The sequence below is a fragment of the Streptomyces sp. NPDC001108 genome (genome assembly GCF_053598535.1).
Genome location: NZ_JBSFKL010000004.1, coordinates 359,307 through 375,474 on the forward strand (window position 1 = coordinate 359,307; position 16,168 = coordinate 375,474).

The 16,168-nt window shown below is 74.1% G+C and carries 11 protein-coding genes; 5 read left to right on the plus strand and 6 right to left on the minus strand.

The window, feature by feature from the left end:
• Positions 1-171: 171 nt before the first annotated feature.
• Positions 172-2,748 carry an aminopeptidase N gene (gene pepN / locus ACWC97_RS13025; protein ID WP_352275373.1) on the plus strand — a complete coding sequence of 859 codons (2,577 nt, stop codon included), beginning with the start codon at positions 172-174 and terminating at the stop codon, positions 2,746-2,748.
• 158 nt (positions 2,749-2,906) lie between these two features.
• Here pepN and alc read toward each other — a convergent pair whose 3' ends face one another.
• The 5 genes from alc to ACWC97_RS13050 all read right to left on the minus strand — a co-directional run bounded on the left by alc (position 2,907) and on the right by ACWC97_RS13050 (position 7,868).
• Positions 2,907-4,046, minus strand: coding sequence for an allantoicase (gene alc, locus ACWC97_RS13030; RefSeq protein WP_450649137.1), 1,140 nt, complete (start codon positions 4,044-4,046; stop codon positions 2,907-2,909).
• Between the two features lie 55 nt (positions 4,047-4,101).
• Positions 4,102-5,025 carry a LysR family transcriptional regulator gene (locus ACWC97_RS13035; protein WP_450649139.1) on the minus strand — a complete coding sequence of 308 codons (924 nt, stop codon included), beginning with the start codon at positions 5,023-5,025 and terminating at the stop codon, positions 4,102-4,104.
• Between the two features lie 145 nt (positions 5,026-5,170).
• On the minus strand, positions 5,171-5,401 hold the full coding sequence (locus tag ACWC97_RS13040; RefSeq protein WP_352275378.1) for a hypothetical protein: 231 nt from the start codon (positions 5,399-5,401) through the stop codon (positions 5,171-5,173).
• A gap of 67 nt (positions 5,402-5,468) precedes the next feature.
• Positions 5,469-7,622 carry a 4-alpha-glucanotransferase gene (gene malQ / locus ACWC97_RS13045; RefSeq protein ID WP_450649141.1) on the minus strand — a complete coding sequence of 718 codons (2,154 nt, stop codon included), beginning with the start codon at positions 7,620-7,622 and terminating at the stop codon, positions 5,469-5,471.
• A complete protein-coding gene (locus tag ACWC97_RS13050) occupies positions 7,623-7,868 on the minus strand; it encodes a hypothetical protein (protein WP_450649143.1) in 246 nt (81 codons plus the stop codon). It lies immediately after the preceding gene.
• Between the two features lie 531 nt (positions 7,869-8,399).
• Between ACWC97_RS13050 and ACWC97_RS13055 the strand changes: the two genes are divergently transcribed.
• On the plus strand, positions 8,400-11,405 hold the full coding sequence (locus ACWC97_RS13055; RefSeq protein WP_450649145.1) for a beta-N-acetylglucosaminidase domain-containing protein: 3,006 nt from the start codon (positions 8,400-8,402) through the stop codon (positions 11,403-11,405).
• A 46-nt stretch (positions 11,406-11,451) separates the two neighbouring features.
• Here ACWC97_RS13055 and ACWC97_RS13060 read toward each other — a convergent pair whose 3' ends face one another.
• Positions 11,452-11,988 carry an HNH endonuclease gene (locus ACWC97_RS13060; RefSeq protein ID WP_352275384.1) on the minus strand — a complete coding sequence of 179 codons (537 nt, stop codon included), beginning with the start codon at positions 11,986-11,988 and terminating at the stop codon, positions 11,452-11,454.
• A 321-nt stretch (positions 11,989-12,309) separates the two neighbouring features.
• Between ACWC97_RS13060 and ACWC97_RS13065 the strand changes: the two genes are divergently transcribed.
• From ACWC97_RS13065 to ACWC97_RS13075, 3 genes are all read left to right on the plus strand, one after another.
• On the plus strand, positions 12,310-13,380 hold the full coding sequence (locus ACWC97_RS13065; protein WP_352275385.1) for a mechanosensitive ion channel family protein: 1,071 nt from the start codon (positions 12,310-12,312) through the stop codon (positions 13,378-13,380).
• 156 nt (positions 13,381-13,536) lie between these two features.
• On the plus strand, positions 13,537-14,763 hold the full coding sequence (locus ACWC97_RS13070; protein ID WP_352275387.1) for an ROK family transcriptional regulator: 1,227 nt from the start codon (positions 13,537-13,539) through the stop codon (positions 14,761-14,763).
• 60 nt (positions 14,764-14,823) lie between these two features.
• Entirely contained in the window at positions 14,824-16,161 is a 1,338-nt protein-coding gene (locus tag ACWC97_RS13075) for an ABC transporter substrate-binding protein (protein WP_352275388.1), read from the plus strand.
• The last annotated feature ends 7 nt before the right edge of the window (positions 16,162-16,168 follow it).

Below are 16,168 nucleotides of genomic sequence, written 5' to 3' on the forward strand. Positions count from 1 at the left end.
AAGGGGCGGAGTCCGAAGGGCCGGAGCGAGGAGGGCGGCACCCACACCGGGTGGCCGCCCTTCTCCGTACCCTCCGCAGACTCCTCCCACGCACCGCCCCACGCCCTCCTCCCTCCGGGCACCCGGCATGGAAGGATGTGCCAAAACCTCACAATCCAAGGAGATGACCGCGTGCCTGGCACCAATCTCACCCGCGAAGAGGCACAGGAGCGGGCGCGCCTGCTGACCGTGGACGCGTACGAGATCGATCTCGACCTCTCCGGGGCGCAGGAGGGTGGGACCTACCGGTCCGTCACCACCGTGCGCTTCGACTCCGCCGAAGCCGGTGCCGAGACCTTCATCGACCTGATCGCCCCCGCCGTGCACGAGGTCGAGCTGAACGGTGAGGCGCTGGACGTGGCGGCCGTGTTCCGCGACTCGCGCATCGCGCTGCCGCGCCTGGTGGCGGGCTCCAACGAGCTGCGCGTCGTCGCCGACTGCGCGTACACCAACACCGGTGAGGGTCTGCACCGCTTCGTCGACCCGGTCGACCAGCAGGCGTACCTGTACACCCAGTTCGAGGTGCCGGACGCCCGCCGCGTCTTCGCCAACTTCGAGCAGCCCGACCTGAAGGCCACGTTCCGGTTCACCGTGAAGGCCCCGGCGGGCTGGTCGGTCATCTCGAACTCGCCGACCCCCGAGCCGCGCGACGACGTCTGGTCCTTCGAGCCGACCCCGCGCATCTCGTCGTACATCACGGCCCTGATCGCCGGCCCGTACCACTCGGTCCACAGCAGCTACGAGAAGGACGGCCGGACCGTCCCGCTCGGCATCTACTGCCGCCCGTCGCTGGCCGAGTTCCTCGACGCGGACGACATCTTCGACGTGACCCGGCAGGGCTTCGACTGGTTCCAGGAGAAGTTCGACTACGCCTACCCGTTCGCCAAGTACGACCAGCTCTTCGTCCCGGAGTTCAACGCCGGGGCGATGGAGAACGCGGGCGCGGTCACCATCCGCGACCAGTACGTGTTCCGGTCGAAGGTGACGGACGCGGCGTACGAGCGGCGCGCCGAGACCATCCTGCACGAGCTGGCGCACATGTGGTTCGGCGACCTGGTCACCATGGAGTGGTGGAACGACCTGTGGCTGAACGAGTCGTTCGCCACGTACACCTCGGTCGCCTGCCAGGCGTACGCGCCGGGCACGAAGTGGCCGAACTCCTGGACCACGTTCGCCAACTCCGAGAAGACCTGGGCCTACCGCCAGGACCAGCTGCCGTCCACCCACCCGATCATGGCGGACATCCGTGATCTGGACGACGTGCTGGTCAACTTCGACGGCATCACCTACGCCAAGGGCGCCTCGGTCCTGAAGCAGCTGGTGGCCTATGTCGGCATGGACGCGTTCTTCCAGGGCGTCCAGGCGTACTTCAAGGCGCACGCCTTCGGCAACACCCGGCTGTCGGACCTGCTGGGCGCGCTGGAGAAGACCTCCGGCCGCGACCTGAAGACCTGGTCGAAGGCGTGGCTGGAGACGGCGGGCATCAACGTGCTGCGCCCGGAGATCACCACGGACGAGAACGGCCACGTCACCTCGTTCACCGTGGTCCAGGAGGCCCCGGCGCTCCCGGCCGGCGCGAAGGGCGAGGCGACGCTGCGCCCGCACCGCATCGCGATCGGCTGCTACGACCTGGACGCCGACGGCAAGCTGGTCCGCGGCGAGCGGATCGAGCTGGACGTCGACGGCGAGCGCACCGAGGTCCCGTTCCCGGCCGGCACCGCCCGCCCGGCCGTGATCCTGCTCAACGACGACGACCTCTCGTACGCGAAGGTCCGGCTCGACGCGGAGTCGCTGGCCGTGGTGACCGAGCACCTCGGCGACTTCGCCGAGTCCCTCCCCCGCGCCCTGTGCTGGTCCTCCGCCTGGGACATGACCCGCGACGGCGAGCTGGCCACCCGCGACTACCTCTCCCTGGTGCTGTCCAGCATCGGCAAGGAGACGGACATCGGCGTCGTCCAGTCGCTGCACCGCCAGGTGAAGCTGGCGCTGGACCTGTACGCGGCGCCGGAGTGGCGCGAGGCCGGGCTGACCCGGTGGACCGAGGCGACGCTGGCGCACCTGCGCGCGGCCGAGCCGGGCAGCGACCACCAGCTGGCCTGGGCCCGCGCCTTCGCGGAGACCGCCCGGACCCCGCAGCAGACGGACCTCCTGCAGTCGCTGCTCGACGGCAAGGAGACCATCGAGGGCCTGGCCGTCGACACGGAGCTGCGCTGGGCGTTCGTGGAGCGGCTGGCGGCCGCCGGCCTGCTGCTGGAGGAGGAGATCGCCGCCGAGTACGAGCGCGACCGTACGGCGGCGGGCGAGCGGCACGCGGCGACCGCCCGTGCGGCCCGTCCGACCGAGGCGGCGAAGGCGGAGGCGTGGGCCTCGGTCGTCGAGTCCGACACGCTGCCGAACTCCCTCCAGGAGGCGGTCATCGCGGGCTTCGTCCAGACCGACCAGCGCGAGCTGCTGGCCCCGTACACGGAGAAGTTCTTCGCCTCGGTGAAGGACGTCTGGGAATCGCGGAGCCACGAGATGGCGCAGCAGGTCGCGATCGGCCTCTACCCGGCCCTCCAGGTCTCCGAGGCCACGCTGGAGGCCACCGACGCCTGGCTCGCCTCGGCCGAGCCGGGCGCGGCGCTGCGCCGGCTGGTGTCGGAGTCGCGGTCCGGCGTCGAGCGGGCCCTGAAGGCCCGGGCGGCGGACGCGGCTGCCGCGACGGCGTAAGGTAGCGGCCGTACGACAGTGAGGGGCGCCCCCCGGCGTGACGGGGGCGCCCCTCTTCTGTGCTCCGAAGCCGCGTTCCGAATCCGCGTTCCGGGGCCGGGGTGGAGACCGCCCGTCGGGCGGGCGCCGTGGCGCGGCCGTCCGACGGGCGGGAGTCGTTACGCGCGGGCCTGCTCGTAGCGTTCGGCCAGGTCGGCGGCGCCGGTCTCGGTCAGGCTGCCGTGCAGGCGCATCCGGGCGACGCCGCCGTCCGGGAAGGCGTCGAGGCGGACGTGGGTGACGATCGCCTGGGCGCGGAGCGGGAAGCGGTGCAGGGTGTCGGGCTGGAGGCGGGTGCGGGGGATGATCTCGAACCACTCGCCGGTCTCGCCGTTGCGGCCCTGGAGGGCGATCCAGCCGGCCGCGTTGCCCTTGAGGTAGGCGGTGTCGATCTCGACGGCGCGGACCGCGCCCTGGGCGGGGAGGCGGAAGCGGACCCAGTCGTTGGTGTCGCGGACCCGGCGGCGGCGGTTCTCCCAGCCGTCGTCCATCTTGCGGGAGGTGCCCGGCAGGATGATCTGGGTCGGCGAGGAGTAGAAGCGGTCCGAGGCGTCCTCGTAGCTGCCGCCGTTCAGGACCGAGAGCAGGTCGAAGGATCCGAGCGTGGCGAGCCAGGACGGGTCGGGCAGGACCTCGCCGTGGACGCGGAGGCGGGCGATGCCGCCGTCGGGGTGCTGGCACAGGCGGAGGTGCGTGTAGCGGCGGGTGCTGCTGATCTCGAAGCCGTTGGCGGCGTGGCCGCGTACGGGGGTGGGCGGGACGAGCTCCTCCCACTTCACGTCGGGGGCGAGCAGCTCGTCGGGGCCGGGCGAACCTTCGACGGCGGTGGCCTGGATCGAGACACGCTGCGGGTAGTTGCCGCGGAAGTGGGCGGTGTCGACGACGATGCCCCGGATGATGCCGGGGGCACCGAGCCGGACGAGGGCCCAGTCGTGCTCGTCGGGGGCGGGGAACGGGTGCTCGGCGTCCGCGCCCCGGCGGCGGCGGGTCTCCCAGCCGTCCATGATCTTGCCCTTGTGGCCGAAGTGCTCGGGGTCGAAGACCGCGCGCTCCCGGATCAGGAGGTTCTCGCGCTGGGCGAAGAACTCGTCGTTGGCGGCGATCACGCCGGCGCCGAGGCGACGGTCGGCGAGGTCGACGAGCTCGGTGAAGGGGAGGTCGGTGCTGCGGTAGTCGGCGTACGGGTCACCGCCGCCGTACGGGGCCGCGTCGTTGGCGTGGGGGTCGTCGTGTCGGGGCTCGTTCTCGTCGAAGGTCATGGCTCCACTGTCGGCGCGAACGACCCATCAGGTCCATCGAATGTTTTTGCATCGTCTATTCAGTGGAAGTGAACGATGCGGCGGCGGTGGTGAGGGCGGCCAGGACCCTGGCCACCGCGGGGCCCCGCTCGGCGCCCTGCCGGACCGCCGCCACCACATGGCGGCGCGGCTGGTCGGCGTCGAGGACCCGCATCACCACCCCGTCCCGGCCGCGCCGCTCCGCCGAGGCCATGCGCGGGAGCAGTGCCACGCCCATGCCGGCCTCGACCATGGCGAGGATGGCCGTCCAGCCGGAGGCGCTGTGCGCCTGCTCGGGGACGAATCCGGCGGCCTCGCAGGCCGCGGTGGTGATCTGCGACCAGGGGCCGGAGCCGCCGTAGATCCACGGGTCGTCGGCGAGGTCCGCCAGCCGGAGGGCGGGGGCGGCGGCCAGCCGGTGGTGCGCGGGCAGCGCCACGTCCAGCGGGTCGGCGAGCAGCGGCAGCACCGCGAACCGGGGGTCGTGGGCCGTCGGGGCGTGGGCGGCGAGGGAGAGCGCGAGGTCGGCGTCACCGGCGGCCAGGAGCTCGTACGCCCGCCCGGCCTCCGCCTCCTGGATCCGTACGTCGGGGCCGGGGCGCGGCTCGGCGCGCAGCCGCTGGACCGCGGGGACGACGAGGGCGGGGACGGCCGTGGAGAACGCCGCGATCCGCACCTCGCCGGCCTCGCCGCGCAGATAGCCGGTCAGTTCGGCGTCGGCCCGTTCCAGTTGGGCGAAGACGACCTCGGCGTGGCGCAGGACGAGGTGGGCGGCGTCGGTGAGCCGGACGCGGCGGCCCTGGGCCTCCAGGAGCGGGACGCCGAGCTGCCGGGAGAGGCTGGAGAGCTGCTGGGAGACGGCGGAGGGCGTCATCATCAGGGCCCGCGCGGTCGCGGTGACCGTGCCCCGGTCGCGCAGGGTGCGCAGGATGCGGAGCTTCTTGACGTCCCACTCGGTCATGGCCGCAGCCTACGGGCGGCGTCACGGCTCCGCGGTCGCGTCGTCCCCGCGGTCCCGCGTACCCGTGGCCTCCGGGCCCGCGTTTCCGTGTCCGGACACACGTGTGCGCCGCGTGGTGCACGCGGCGCACGGGAAGGGGTGGGCGTTACGCCTTCTTCCTGGACTTGTCCAGGACCATGACCAGGCCCGTGATGACCAGGAACAGGACGATGGGCGCGACGACGTAGAGGCCGACGGTCTCCATCGCGCTCAGGCCGGGCCCCGGGTCGTCACCGTCGTCGCGGGTGAGCGCGAGCGCGGGGGACGACATGAGCAGCATCATCAGCGTCGTTCCGGCCGCGACGGCGCCGGCGCGCATAGCGTTCTTCTTGTCCACGGTGCAAACGTAGCGAACGCCCGCGAGGGGCGCGCGCCCGGGGGTGCCGTACGGGGCCGGAACGGGGTCACCGCAGCTGCCCCGGACCGTCGTGGCGCGGGGCCGGGCCGCCGGACCGCGGGGCGAAGAGCGCCATCAGCCGGTGGAGTCGGGGCGCGGTGGCCAGCTCCTCCAGGGTGACCGGCCGGCCCTCGGAGTCGGAGACGGGCAGCCGCCAGTTGGGGTACTGGTCCCAGGTGCCCGGGAGGTTCTGCGGGCGGCGGTCGCCCAGCGCGTCGGGCAGCCAGACGCCGACCATGCGGGCGGGGGTGCGCAGCAGGTAGCGGTGGACGGCGCGGACGGCGCCCTCCTCGTCGCTCTCGTCCTCGGGGAGCAGGCCGAGCGCGGTGAGCAGGCCCAGCCATTCGGCGGTGTCCGCCGCGTCGGCGGTCAGCTCCTCGGAGAGCGGGCGGGTGAGCAGGCCGAGGCGGTGGCGCAGGGCGACGTGTTCGCCGGTGAGCCGGGCGGCGGTGGGCGGCAGGTCGTGGGTGGTGGCGGTGGCGATGCAGTCCTCGCGCCACTGCTCGGGGGCGGACGGCCGGCCGGTGCCCGCCCAGTCTCGTTCGAACCAGAGGACGGAGGTGCCGAGCACCCCGCGCCGGGCCAGCGCCTCGCGGACGCCCGGCTCGACCGTGCCGAGGTCCTCGCCCAGGACGGCCGCGCCGGCCCGGTGCGCCTCCAGGACCAGGACGGCGAGCATCGCCTCACCGTCGTAGGAGACGTAGGCGCCCTCGGCGGGCGGGCGGCCCTCGGGCACCCACCAGAGCCGGAAGAGGCCCATCACATGGTCGATGCGCAGCGCCCCGGCGTGGGCGAGGAGCCCGCGCAGCAGTCCGCGGTACGGGGCGTAGCCGGAGGCGGCGAGGACGTCGGGGCGCCACGGGGGCAGTCCCCAGTCCTGGCCCCGGGCGTTGAAGGCGTCGGGCGGGGCGCCGACGGACATGCCGGGGGCGAGGGCGTCCTGCTGGGCCCAGGCGTCGGCGCCGCCGGGGTGCACGCCGACGGCGAGGTCGTGGACGATGCCGAGCGGCATGCCCGCGTCGAGGGCGGCGCGCTGGGCGTCGGCGAGCTGGGTGTCGGTCAGCCAGGCGAGCCAGGAGTGCAGGTCGATCCGGTCGAGCAGTCCGCGGCGGGCGCGGGCGGTCTCCGGGGAGCGCGGGTCGCGCAGCCCGGCGGGCCAGCGGTGCCAGTCGGGGCCGTGGATCTCGGCGAGGGCGCACCACAGGGCGTGGTCCTCCAGGGCCTGCCCCTGCCCGGCCAGGAAGTCGCAGTAGGCGGCGCGGCGGCCGGGGGTGAGGGGCACCCGGCGGAGGACGTCGAACGCCTGGTACTTGAGGTCGCGTACGGCGTCGCGGTCGATCAGGGCGCCCTTGTTGAGCACGGTGTCGCCGAGCGCGGCGGCGCTCTGCCGCAGGTCGTCGAGGATGCTCCGGTCCTCGGCGTGGCCGTACTCGGGGACGGACTCGACGCGCAGGTGCACGGGGTCGGGGAAGCGCCGCGAGGACGGGCGGTACGGGGAGGGGTCGGTGGGGCGGCCGGGCACGGCGGCGTGCAACGGGTTGACCTGGACGAAGCCGGTGCCGAGGGTCCGCCCCGACCAGGCGGCGAGGTCGGCCAGGTCGCCGAGGTCGCCCATGCCCCAGGAGCGGGCGGAGAGCAGGGAGTAGAGCTGGACGAGGAGGCCGTGGGTGCGCCGGGGCGGCCGGGGCGCGGCGGCCGGGGCGACGACGAGCACGGCGGACGCGCTCCGGCCGCCGGGGGCCCGGGCGGCCAGCCGGTGCACCCCGAGCGGCGGCGGGCTCCACCAGACGGGCGGCTGCGCCTCCTCCCGGCCCGCCCCGGCCGAAGCCGCCCCGCCCGGCGGCGCCGCGACCCGCATCCGCAGCGGCGGGGCCTGGCCGCCTTCGAGGGCGATCTCCAGCGCGGTGCCGGGCGGCAGGGCGGTCAGCGCCCCGGGCGGCGGTTCCCCGTCCCACACCACGACCGTCCTCGGCAGCAGCCGGGAGCGGGCGGCGGACTCGGCGGCGGCGAGCGCCTCCTGGACCGCCCCGGGCGTGGTGGCGTCCACCCCGAGCGCGCCGAGCACGGCGACGACGGTGGCGTCGGGGACGGGGGCGCCCGTGCCGGCGGACGGGGCGGAGGTGGCGACGCCGTGCAGGGCGGCGAGCCGGGACAGGCCCATTCAGACTCCTGGGTACTCCGGTCCCCCCGCACCGCTCGGCGCGACCGGTTCGCTGGTCAGCGGGGCGTGCACGGCGAGCGGGGGTTCGCTGGTGAGATGCGTGGCGTCGGCGAGCGGGGGCTCGCTGGTGAGGGGTATCGCGTCGGCGAGCGGCGGTTCGCTGGTCAGCGGGCCGGACGGCGCGGCGGCGGGCGCCGACGCCTGTGCGGGAAAGGAGAGGAGCGGGGGCTTCGCGGCTACGGGCATGGCGGCCTCCTGGCCGTGGGAATCAGGACACACGGGACACTGCGAGCCACTGGGGCTGTCTCGTGGCCCCGGCGGGCGGGCGGCGTCGGACGCGGTGCCTCGCCGCGCCGCCGGAACGTCCGCGTACCTCCGGCCCTTGGGACGTTCCTCCGCGCCACGGTGCACCGCGTCCGGCGCCGCACGCCGGTCCGTCGGGGACCACGGGACAGCCCTACCCACGAAACCGGTCGCGGACATGGCCGCCAGCACAACGAATTCAACGTCCTCGGGGTCACATTCCGCTCTTCCCGGGCCAGTTCTCCGTAAGTTGTCCGCCGATTTCGGCCATCCGGCGTCATCCTTGGCGTGCCCGGACCGGGCGGGCCGGTCGCCCCGCCCTCCGTGCGGCGCCGGTCGCTTCCGGCCCCGTACCCCGCCCCACCTGCCGCAACGGTCATTCCCGGCACACCGCCCACGTACATTGACACCTTCGCCCCCGGGTGGTGGGCTCGAAGCCCACCGACGGGCAGAGCGGGACGAGGGAGACGGGCGATGCGGCTCAGGCGTGGAAAGCAGGCGGCGGCCATCGCGGTCGCCGTGCTCGGCGGGATCCTCTCCACGGGGACGCAGGCCGTCGCCGCCCCGGCCGATCCCGGCTCCCTCGCCCTGACCGCCCCCGACCGCGCGGACGACGGCGCGCCGCCCTCCGTGTGGCCCCGGCCGCAGTCCCTGGTGGCCGCCGGCCCGTCCGTCCCGCTGACCACCGAGGTCACGCTGGTGGCCGGTGCCGGTGCGGACCCGTACGCGGTCGACGCGGCGCGGACGGTCCTGCGGGAGGCGGGCGTGCGCACCGTCCACGAGGCCCTGCCCGGCGGCGGCCCGGTCGTCCGGCTCGGCGGCGACGGCGCCCGGGAGGCGCTGCGCGCCCTGCGCGCCCCGGCACGCGGCGAGCTGCCCTCCGGGGGCTATCTGCTCTCGGTCGGCCGGGTCGCGGGGCGGGACACCGTCGCCCTCGACGGCTCCGGCGAGGACGGCCTCTTCCACGGCGTGCAGACGCTGCGTCAGCTCATCCGGGACGGCGGGGTCGCGGGGGTCGCGGTCCGCGACTGGCCGGGCACCGCCGTGCGCGGCATGACCGAGGGCTTCTACGGGCAGCCGTGGACCCTCGACGAACGGCTCGCCCAGATCGGCTTCATGGGGCGCACCAAGCAGAACAGGTATCTGTACGCGGCGGGCGACGACCCCTACCGGCAGTCCCGCTGGCGCGATCCGTACCCGGCCGAGCGGCGGGCCGACTTCCGGGCGCTGGCCCGGCGGGCGCGGGCGGAGCATGTGACGCTCGGCTGGGCGGTCTCCCCCGGCCAGGCCATGTGCATGTCGTCGGACGGCGATGTGCGGGCCCTGACGAAGAAGATCGACGCGATGTGGGCGCTGGGTGTCCGGGTCTTCCAGCTCCAGTTCCAGGACGTGAGCTACAGCGAGTGGCACTGTGGTGCGGACGCCGACGCCTTCGGCAACGGGCCCCGGGCCGCGGCGCGGGCGCAGGCGCGGGTGGCCGGGGCGGTGGCCCGCCACCTCGCGGAGCGGTACCCGGGCGCGCGGCCGCTGTCGGTGATGCCGACGGAGTTCTACCAGGACGGGGCGACCGAGTACCGCACGGCGCTCGCCCGCGAGCTGGACGCGCGGGTGCAGGTCGCCTGGACCGGGGTCGGGGTCGTGCCGAGGACCATCACCGGCGGGGAGCTGGCCGGGGCGCGCGCCGCGTTCGGGCACCCGCTGGTCACGATGGACAACTACCCGGTCAACGACTACGCCCAGGACCGGATCTTCCTCGGCCCGTACACCGGCCGGGAGCCCGCGGTGGCGACGGGGTCGGCGGCGCTGCTCGCCAACGCGATGGAGCAGCCGTCGGCGTCCCGCATCCCGCTGTTCACCGCCGCCGACTTCGCCTGGAACCCGGAGGGCTACCGGCCGCAGGAGTCCTGGCGGGCGGCGGTGGACGATCTGGCGGGCGGTGACGCGCGCGGCCGGGAGGCGCTGCGGGCGCTGGCCGGGAACAGCGCGGAGTCGGTGCTGGGCGGCGACGAGTCCGCGTATCTGCGGCCGTTGCTGGAGGCGTTCTGGACGACCCGAGCGGGGCACGACACCGGTGCGCGGGACACGGCGGCGCGCCGGCTGCGGGAGGCGTTCACCGTGATGCGGGAGACCCCGCAGCGGCTGAAGGGCCTGGCGGGCGGTCGGCTGGGCGCGGAAGTCGCGCCGTGGGCGGAGCAGTTGTCCCGGTACGGCCGGGCCGGCGAGCTGGCCGTGGACCTGCTCCAGGCGCAGTCGCGCGGCGACGGCGACGCGGCCTGGCGGGCCTCGCTGGCCCTGGAGCCGGTGCGCGGGGCGGCGAAGGCGGACAAGGCGACGGTCGGCAAGGGGGTGCTGGCCCCCTTCCTGGACCGGGTGCGCCGGGAGGCGGACTCCTGGACGGGCGCGGACCGGGACGCCGGTTCGGTGACCCGGTCCGAGGGCGCCTACACGGTCCGGCTCGACCGGCCCCGCCCGGTGGAGACCGTGACGGCGATGGTCGCGCCCGGCGGGGGAACCGTGGCCGGGGCGGTGCTGGAGGCACACGTGCCGGGCGAGGGGTGGCGCCGGCTGGGCGCGCTCTCGTCCTCCGGCTGGACCCAGACGACGGCGAAGGGGCTGCGGGCCGACGCCGTCCGGATCAGCTGGCCCACCGGCTCCACCGGGCTGCCCCCGGTGGTCTCCCGGACGGTGGCGCCGATGGCCCCGGGCCGCACGGTCCAGGCCCCCGTACCGGCCCCCGAGGTGCGGGCGCTGGTGCCGTGGTTCGGCGACGAGCCCGCGGCCCGGCTCGACCTCGCGCGCGACGAGACGGACGCCGAGATCGGCGGCGGGCCGCTGCGGGTCGAGGCCCGGCTGGACGCCCGCCACCCGGTCGAGGTGCGGGGTTCGCTCGTCGCGCGGGCGCCCCGGGGCATCAAGGTGGACGTCCCGAAGCAGACGCGGGTGCCGCGTGGTTCCCGTACCCGGGTGCCCGTGGAGATCACCGTTCCGGCGGGCACCCCGGCCGGGGAGTACGAGGTGCCGTTCCGGTTCGGCGACGAGCGCAGCACGCTCACCGTCCGGGCGTTCCCGCGCACGGCGGGCCCGGATCTGCTCCGGTCCGCCACCGCGTCGTCCTCCGCCGACGAGACGCCCGACTTCCCGGCGTCGGCCGCCGCGGACGGGGACGCGGGGACCCGCTGGTCCTCCCCCGCCGAGGACGACTCCTGGTGGCAGGCGGAGCTGGAGCGGCCCACCCGGGTCGGCCGGGTGGTGCTGCACTGGCAGGACGCGTACGCCGCCCGCTACCGCGTGCAGGTCTCCGCGGACGGCCGCAACTGGCGCACCGCGGCCACCGTCCAGGAGGGCCGGGGCGGGCGCGAGTCGGTCCGGATGGACGCGAAGGACGTCCGCTACCTCCGGGTCCAGGGCGACGCCCGGGCCACCGAGTACGGCTATTCGCTCTGGTCGGTGGAGGCGTACGCCGTCACCGAGGCGGAGTGACGGAGCCGTCCTCCGTACCGCCCCGGGAACGACGAAGGCCCGGATCTCAGGCTGATATGCCGTCGATCCGGGCCATGGCGTCCTCCGCGCCGAACGGTTGCAAGTACGGCAACCAGCGCGGGTCGCGATGTCCCGTGCCGATGATCCGCCAGGCCAGGCCGGTCGGCGGGGCGGGCGGCCGGTGCAGCCGCCAGCCGAGCTCCGGCAGGTGCCGGTCGGCCTTGACGTGGTTGCAGCGGCGGCAGGCCGCCACCACGTTGTCCCAGGCGTGCTGCCCGCCGCGGCTGCGCGGAATCACGTGGTCGACGCTGGTCGCGGCGGCCCCGCAGTACATGCAGCGGCCCCCGTCCCGGGCGAACAGCGCCCGCCGGGTGAGCGGCACGGGCCCCCGGTAGGGGATGCGGACGAACCGCTTCAGTCGGACGACGCTGGGGGCCGGGACGGCTTGGGTGGCACTGTGCAGGAAGGCGCCGGACTCCTCCAGGCATATGGCCTTGTTTTCGAGGACGAGCACGAGCGCGCGGCGGAGCGGTACGACGCCGAGCGGCTCGTACGACGCGTTGAGAACCAGGACATGCGGCACGGTGGATGCCTCCTTGTACGCCGGCGGCGCGTGGCTCGCGCCGGGACGATCCGCTCTCAGTCTCCACTCCTGCCTGGTCGGAGCGCCACCACGTGCGGGTAACGGGCCGGGAGGATTTTCACGGAGGCCCGCCCCGGCCGGGTGGGCCGCCGGGTGTGCGATCGGCCACAGGAGGCCGCCGCGGGGGCCGTCGCGCCCGTGCCGACGTCCCTCGGTATCCCCCGATTGATGTGTTTCCCGCCCCCTCTGTCGGGGCACCAGAGCACCTTCGGTACCCCGTTAGTGTGGTTGGAAGGCCGTCGTCCACCTGGAGGTTCCACCGTGTCCCTGTCCGCCCTGTTGGCCTCGGCCCCGTCGCCCGAGCCGGTCAGTTCGCTGGACGACGCGGCCAAGCAGGCCGGCGACGCCGCGAGCTGGGTGCAGGAGAACTGGTCCGTCTGGCTGAGCACCGGTCTGCGGATCATGCTCATCGCCGCTGTCGCGGTGGTGCTGCGGGTCGCCGTCCGGCGCGCCCTGACCAAGCTCATAGAGCGGATGAACCGCAGCGCCCAGGCGGTCGAGGGCACCACGCTGGGCGGGCTGCTGGTCAACGCGGAGCGCCGCCGCCAGCGCTCGGAGGCGATCGGTTCGGTCCTCCGGTCGGTGGCGTCCTTCCTGATCGTCGGCACGGCCGCCCTGATGATCCTGGGCGCGTTCCAGATCAATCTGGCGCCGCTGCTGGCCTCCGCCGGTGTGGCGGGTGTGGCGATCGGTTTCGGCGCCCGCAACCTGGTCACCGACTTCCTCTCCGGTGTCTTCATGATCCTGGAGGACCAGTACGGCGTCGGCGACACCATCGACGCGGGGGTCGCCTCCGGCGAGGTCATCGAGGTCGGCCTGCGGGTCACCAAGCTGCGCGGCGCCGACGGCGAGATCTGGTACGTCCGCAACGGCGAGGTGAAGCGGATCGGCAACCTCAGCCAGGGCTGGTCCACCGCCGGGGTCGAGGTGGTCCTGCACCCCTCCGAGGACCTGGAGCGGGTCCGTACGGTCATCACCGACGCCGCCGCCGCGATGGCCAAGGAGGACCCGTGGAACGAGCGGCTGTGGGGCCCGGTCGAGGTGCTCGGCCTGGACGCGGTGCAGCTCGACTCGATGACGGTCAAGGTGGCCGCGAAGACGATGCCCGGCAAGGCCGTGTCCGTGGAGCGCGAGCTGCGCTGGCGGATCAAGGTGGCGCTGGACGCGGCCGGCATCCGGATGTTCGGCGAGGTCCCGCCGGAGGCGGAGGAGCCGCCGGCCGACCCGTCCGCCTCGGTGGCCGCCCCCTCGGCCTTCAGCTCGGCGACCTCCCCGCAGACCCTGGCCAGCAACCCGATCACGCCGCCCGCGCCCCAGCCCCGGGGCAGGTAGGGCGTTCCCCCGGAGTGTCGCGCACGACCGGGAGGCGGCCGCAGGGTAACGCTTTGGTTGCCGCGCCGGTGCCGCCCATTGACGGCCCGGCAAAGGCGCCTTACGGTCCTCTCACCGAATAGGAAACTTTCCTAACAGAGGGCGGGTGCAGGACGCATGGCCGGAACCACACCGGGGACCCCCCGCGTACTGCGGGCCATGAACGACCGCGCGGCCCTCGACCTGCTGCTGGAGCACGGTCCCCTCTCCCGGACCCGGATCGGGAAGCTGACCGGGCTCTCCAAGCCCACCGCGTCCCAGCTGCTGGCCCGGCTGGAGGCGGCCGGGCTGGTCGTCGCGACCGGAACGGTGGCCGGCCGCCCGGGGCCCAACGCCCAGCTCTACGGGGTCAACGCGGGCGCCGCCCATGTCGCCGGGCTGGACGTGGACGCCCGCCGGATCGTCGCCGCCGTCGCCGATGTGACCGGCGAGACGGTCGGCGAGTTCGAGCTGGCCACCCCGGGGCGGCGGACGGACGGCGTGGTGCGCCAGGTGGCCCGGGCCCTGGACGGGGCGGTCGCGGACGCCGGGCTCAGCCGCTCCGACGTGCACCGGGTCGTCATCGGCACCCCGGGCGCCTTCGACCCGGGCACCGGGCGGCTGCGGTACGCCTCGCACCTGCCGGGCTGGCACTCCCCCACGCTCCTGGAGGAGCTGGCCGCCTTCCTGCCCATGCCGGTGGAGTACGAGAACGACGTCAACCTGGTCGCGGTGGCCGAGCAGCGCCTGGGCGCGGCGCGCGGGCACGAGGACTTCGTCCTGCTGTGGAACGAGGAGGGGCTCGGCGCCGCCCTCGTCATAAACGGCCGGCTGCACCGCGGCTTCACCGGCGGCGCCGGGGAGGTCGGCTTCCTGCCCGTGCCGGGCGTCCCGCTGGTCCGCCAGGTCACCAAGGTGAACGCGGGCGGCTTCCAGGAGCTGGCGGGCGCCCAGGTGCTGGCCCGGATCGGCCGCGAGCTCGGCATCGACGACGCGCTGATCCGTACCCCCGGGACCCACCACGAGGTCGCCGCCCGGCTGCTGGCCCGCGCCGCCGAGGCCGCGGCGGCGGGCGAGGACGGCCCGTACCCCCGGCTCCTCGACCGGTTCGCCACCGGCCTGGCGACCGGTGTCGCCGCGATGGCCGCCGTGCTCGACCCGGAGGTGGTCGTGCTGTCCGGCGCGGTGATCGCGGCCGGCGGCGAGGAGCTGCGCCGCCGGGTCACCGCCGAGCTCGCCGAACTCTCCGCCTCCCGCCCGCGGCTGATCGCCGGCGAGGTGATCCACCGTCCCGTCCTGCGCGGCGCGCTGGAGAGCGCCCTCGCCACCACCCGCGACGAGGTCTTCGACACGTCGTCCCGCTGACTCTTCCTGGCACGTCCGTTCCTCCGTACGTCCGCCCCCATCCTCCACCGGGAGACCGCCATGTCCGGAAACCGCCGGAAGACGGCCGTCGCACTCGCCGCGACCGCCGCCATATCCCTGCTCGCCTCCGCCTGTACGGGGCAGAGCAGCTCCGGTGCCAACGACGACCCGTCCAAGGAGACGACGATCACCTTCTGGCACGGCTGGAACAATCCGGGTGAGGTCGAGGCGATCCAGGGGGTGGTCGACGCCTTCACCAAGGCGCACCCCAACATCCATGTGAAGGTCGTCGGCAACATGACCGACGACAAGATCAACCAGGCGCTGCGGGCGGGCGGTTCGAACGCCCCGGACGTCGTCTCGTCGTTCACCACCAACAACGTCGGCAAGTTCTGCTCGTCGAAGGCGTTCCTCGATCTCAACCCCTTCCTGAAGAAGGACGGGATCGACCCGGAGACCACCTTCCCCAAGGCGATGAACGAGTACACGCAGTTCGACGGGGTGCGCTGCACGGTGCCGCTGCTCGGCGACGCGTACGGCCTGTACTACAACAAGGACGCGTTCGAGAAGGCCGGGATCAAGCGGCCGCCGCGGACCTGGTCGGAGCTGGCCGCGGACGCCAGGAAGCTGACGAAGACCAAGGGCGACTCGTACGAGCGGCTGGGCTTCATGCCCAACTACCACGGCTACGAGTCCACGACCGAGCACTACCTCGGGAGCTGGGACCCGACGTACTTCGACGCCGACGGCAAGTCGAACATCGCCAAGGACCCGGCGTTCGCACAGATGCTGACGGCCCAGAAGAAGCTGGTCGACTCGCTCGGCGGCTACGAGAAGCTGGAGAAGTTCCGCACCTCCTTCGGCGACGAGTGGGGCGCCAAGCACCCCTTCCACACCGGCCAGGTCGCCATGCAGATCGACGGCGAGTGGCGGCTCGGGATGGCCGAGGCGGCCAAGCCCGGCTTCGAGATCGGGGTGGCCCCGATGCCCGTCTCCGACGACCAGGCCGACAGCTACGGCAGGGGCTATCTGACCGGCACCATCGCCGGGATCGCCGCCACCTCCAAGAAGCAGAACGCGGCCTGGGAGCTGGTCAAGTTCATGACGACCGACACCGACGCGGTGGTGGACTTCGCCAACTCCATCCACAACGTGCCCTCCACGCTGGCCGCGCTGAAGTCGCCCCGGCTGAAGCAGGACCCCCGGTTCAAGGTCTTCCTGGACATCGCCGCCAACCCGAAGAGCACCACCACCCCGCCCTCGGTGAACGGCGGCGCCTACCTGACGTCCCTCCAGAACCTCGGCTTCGACATCGAGAAGGGCAAGCAGACCGACGTGAAGGCGGGGCTGGAGAAGACCGCCCGGGAGATCGACGCGGCGATCGCGCAGGCGAAGTAGGGGCCCG

Bases quoted from the DNA above. Each gene is read 5' to 3' on its own strand.
- ACWC97_RS13070 (WP_352275387.1), top strand. From the start codon at position 13,537: ATGGCCGGAACCACACCGGGGACCCCCCGCGTACTGCGGGCCATGAAC.
- ACWC97_RS13075 (WP_352275388.1), top strand. From the start codon at position 14,824: ATGTCCGGAAACCGCCGGAAGACGGCCGTCGCACTCGCCGCGACCGCC.
- ACWC97_RS13055 (WP_450649145.1), top strand. From the start codon at position 8,400: ATGCGGCTCAGGCGTGGAAAGCAGGCGGCGGCCATCGCGGTCGCCGTG.
- malQ (WP_450649141.1), bottom strand. From the start codon at position 7,622: ATGGGCCTGTCCCGGCTCGCCGCCCTGCACGGCGTCGCCACCTCCGCC.
- alc (WP_450649137.1), bottom strand. From the start codon at position 4,046: ATGACCTTCGACGAGAACGAGCCCCGACACGACGACCCCCACGCCAAC.
- ACWC97_RS13050 (WP_450649143.1), bottom strand. From the start codon at position 7,868: ATGCCCGTAGCCGCGAAGCCCCCGCTCCTCTCCTTTCCCGCACAGGCG.
- ACWC97_RS13035 (WP_450649139.1), bottom strand. From the start codon at position 5,025: ATGACCGAGTGGGACGTCAAGAAGCTCCGCATCCTGCGCACCCTGCGC.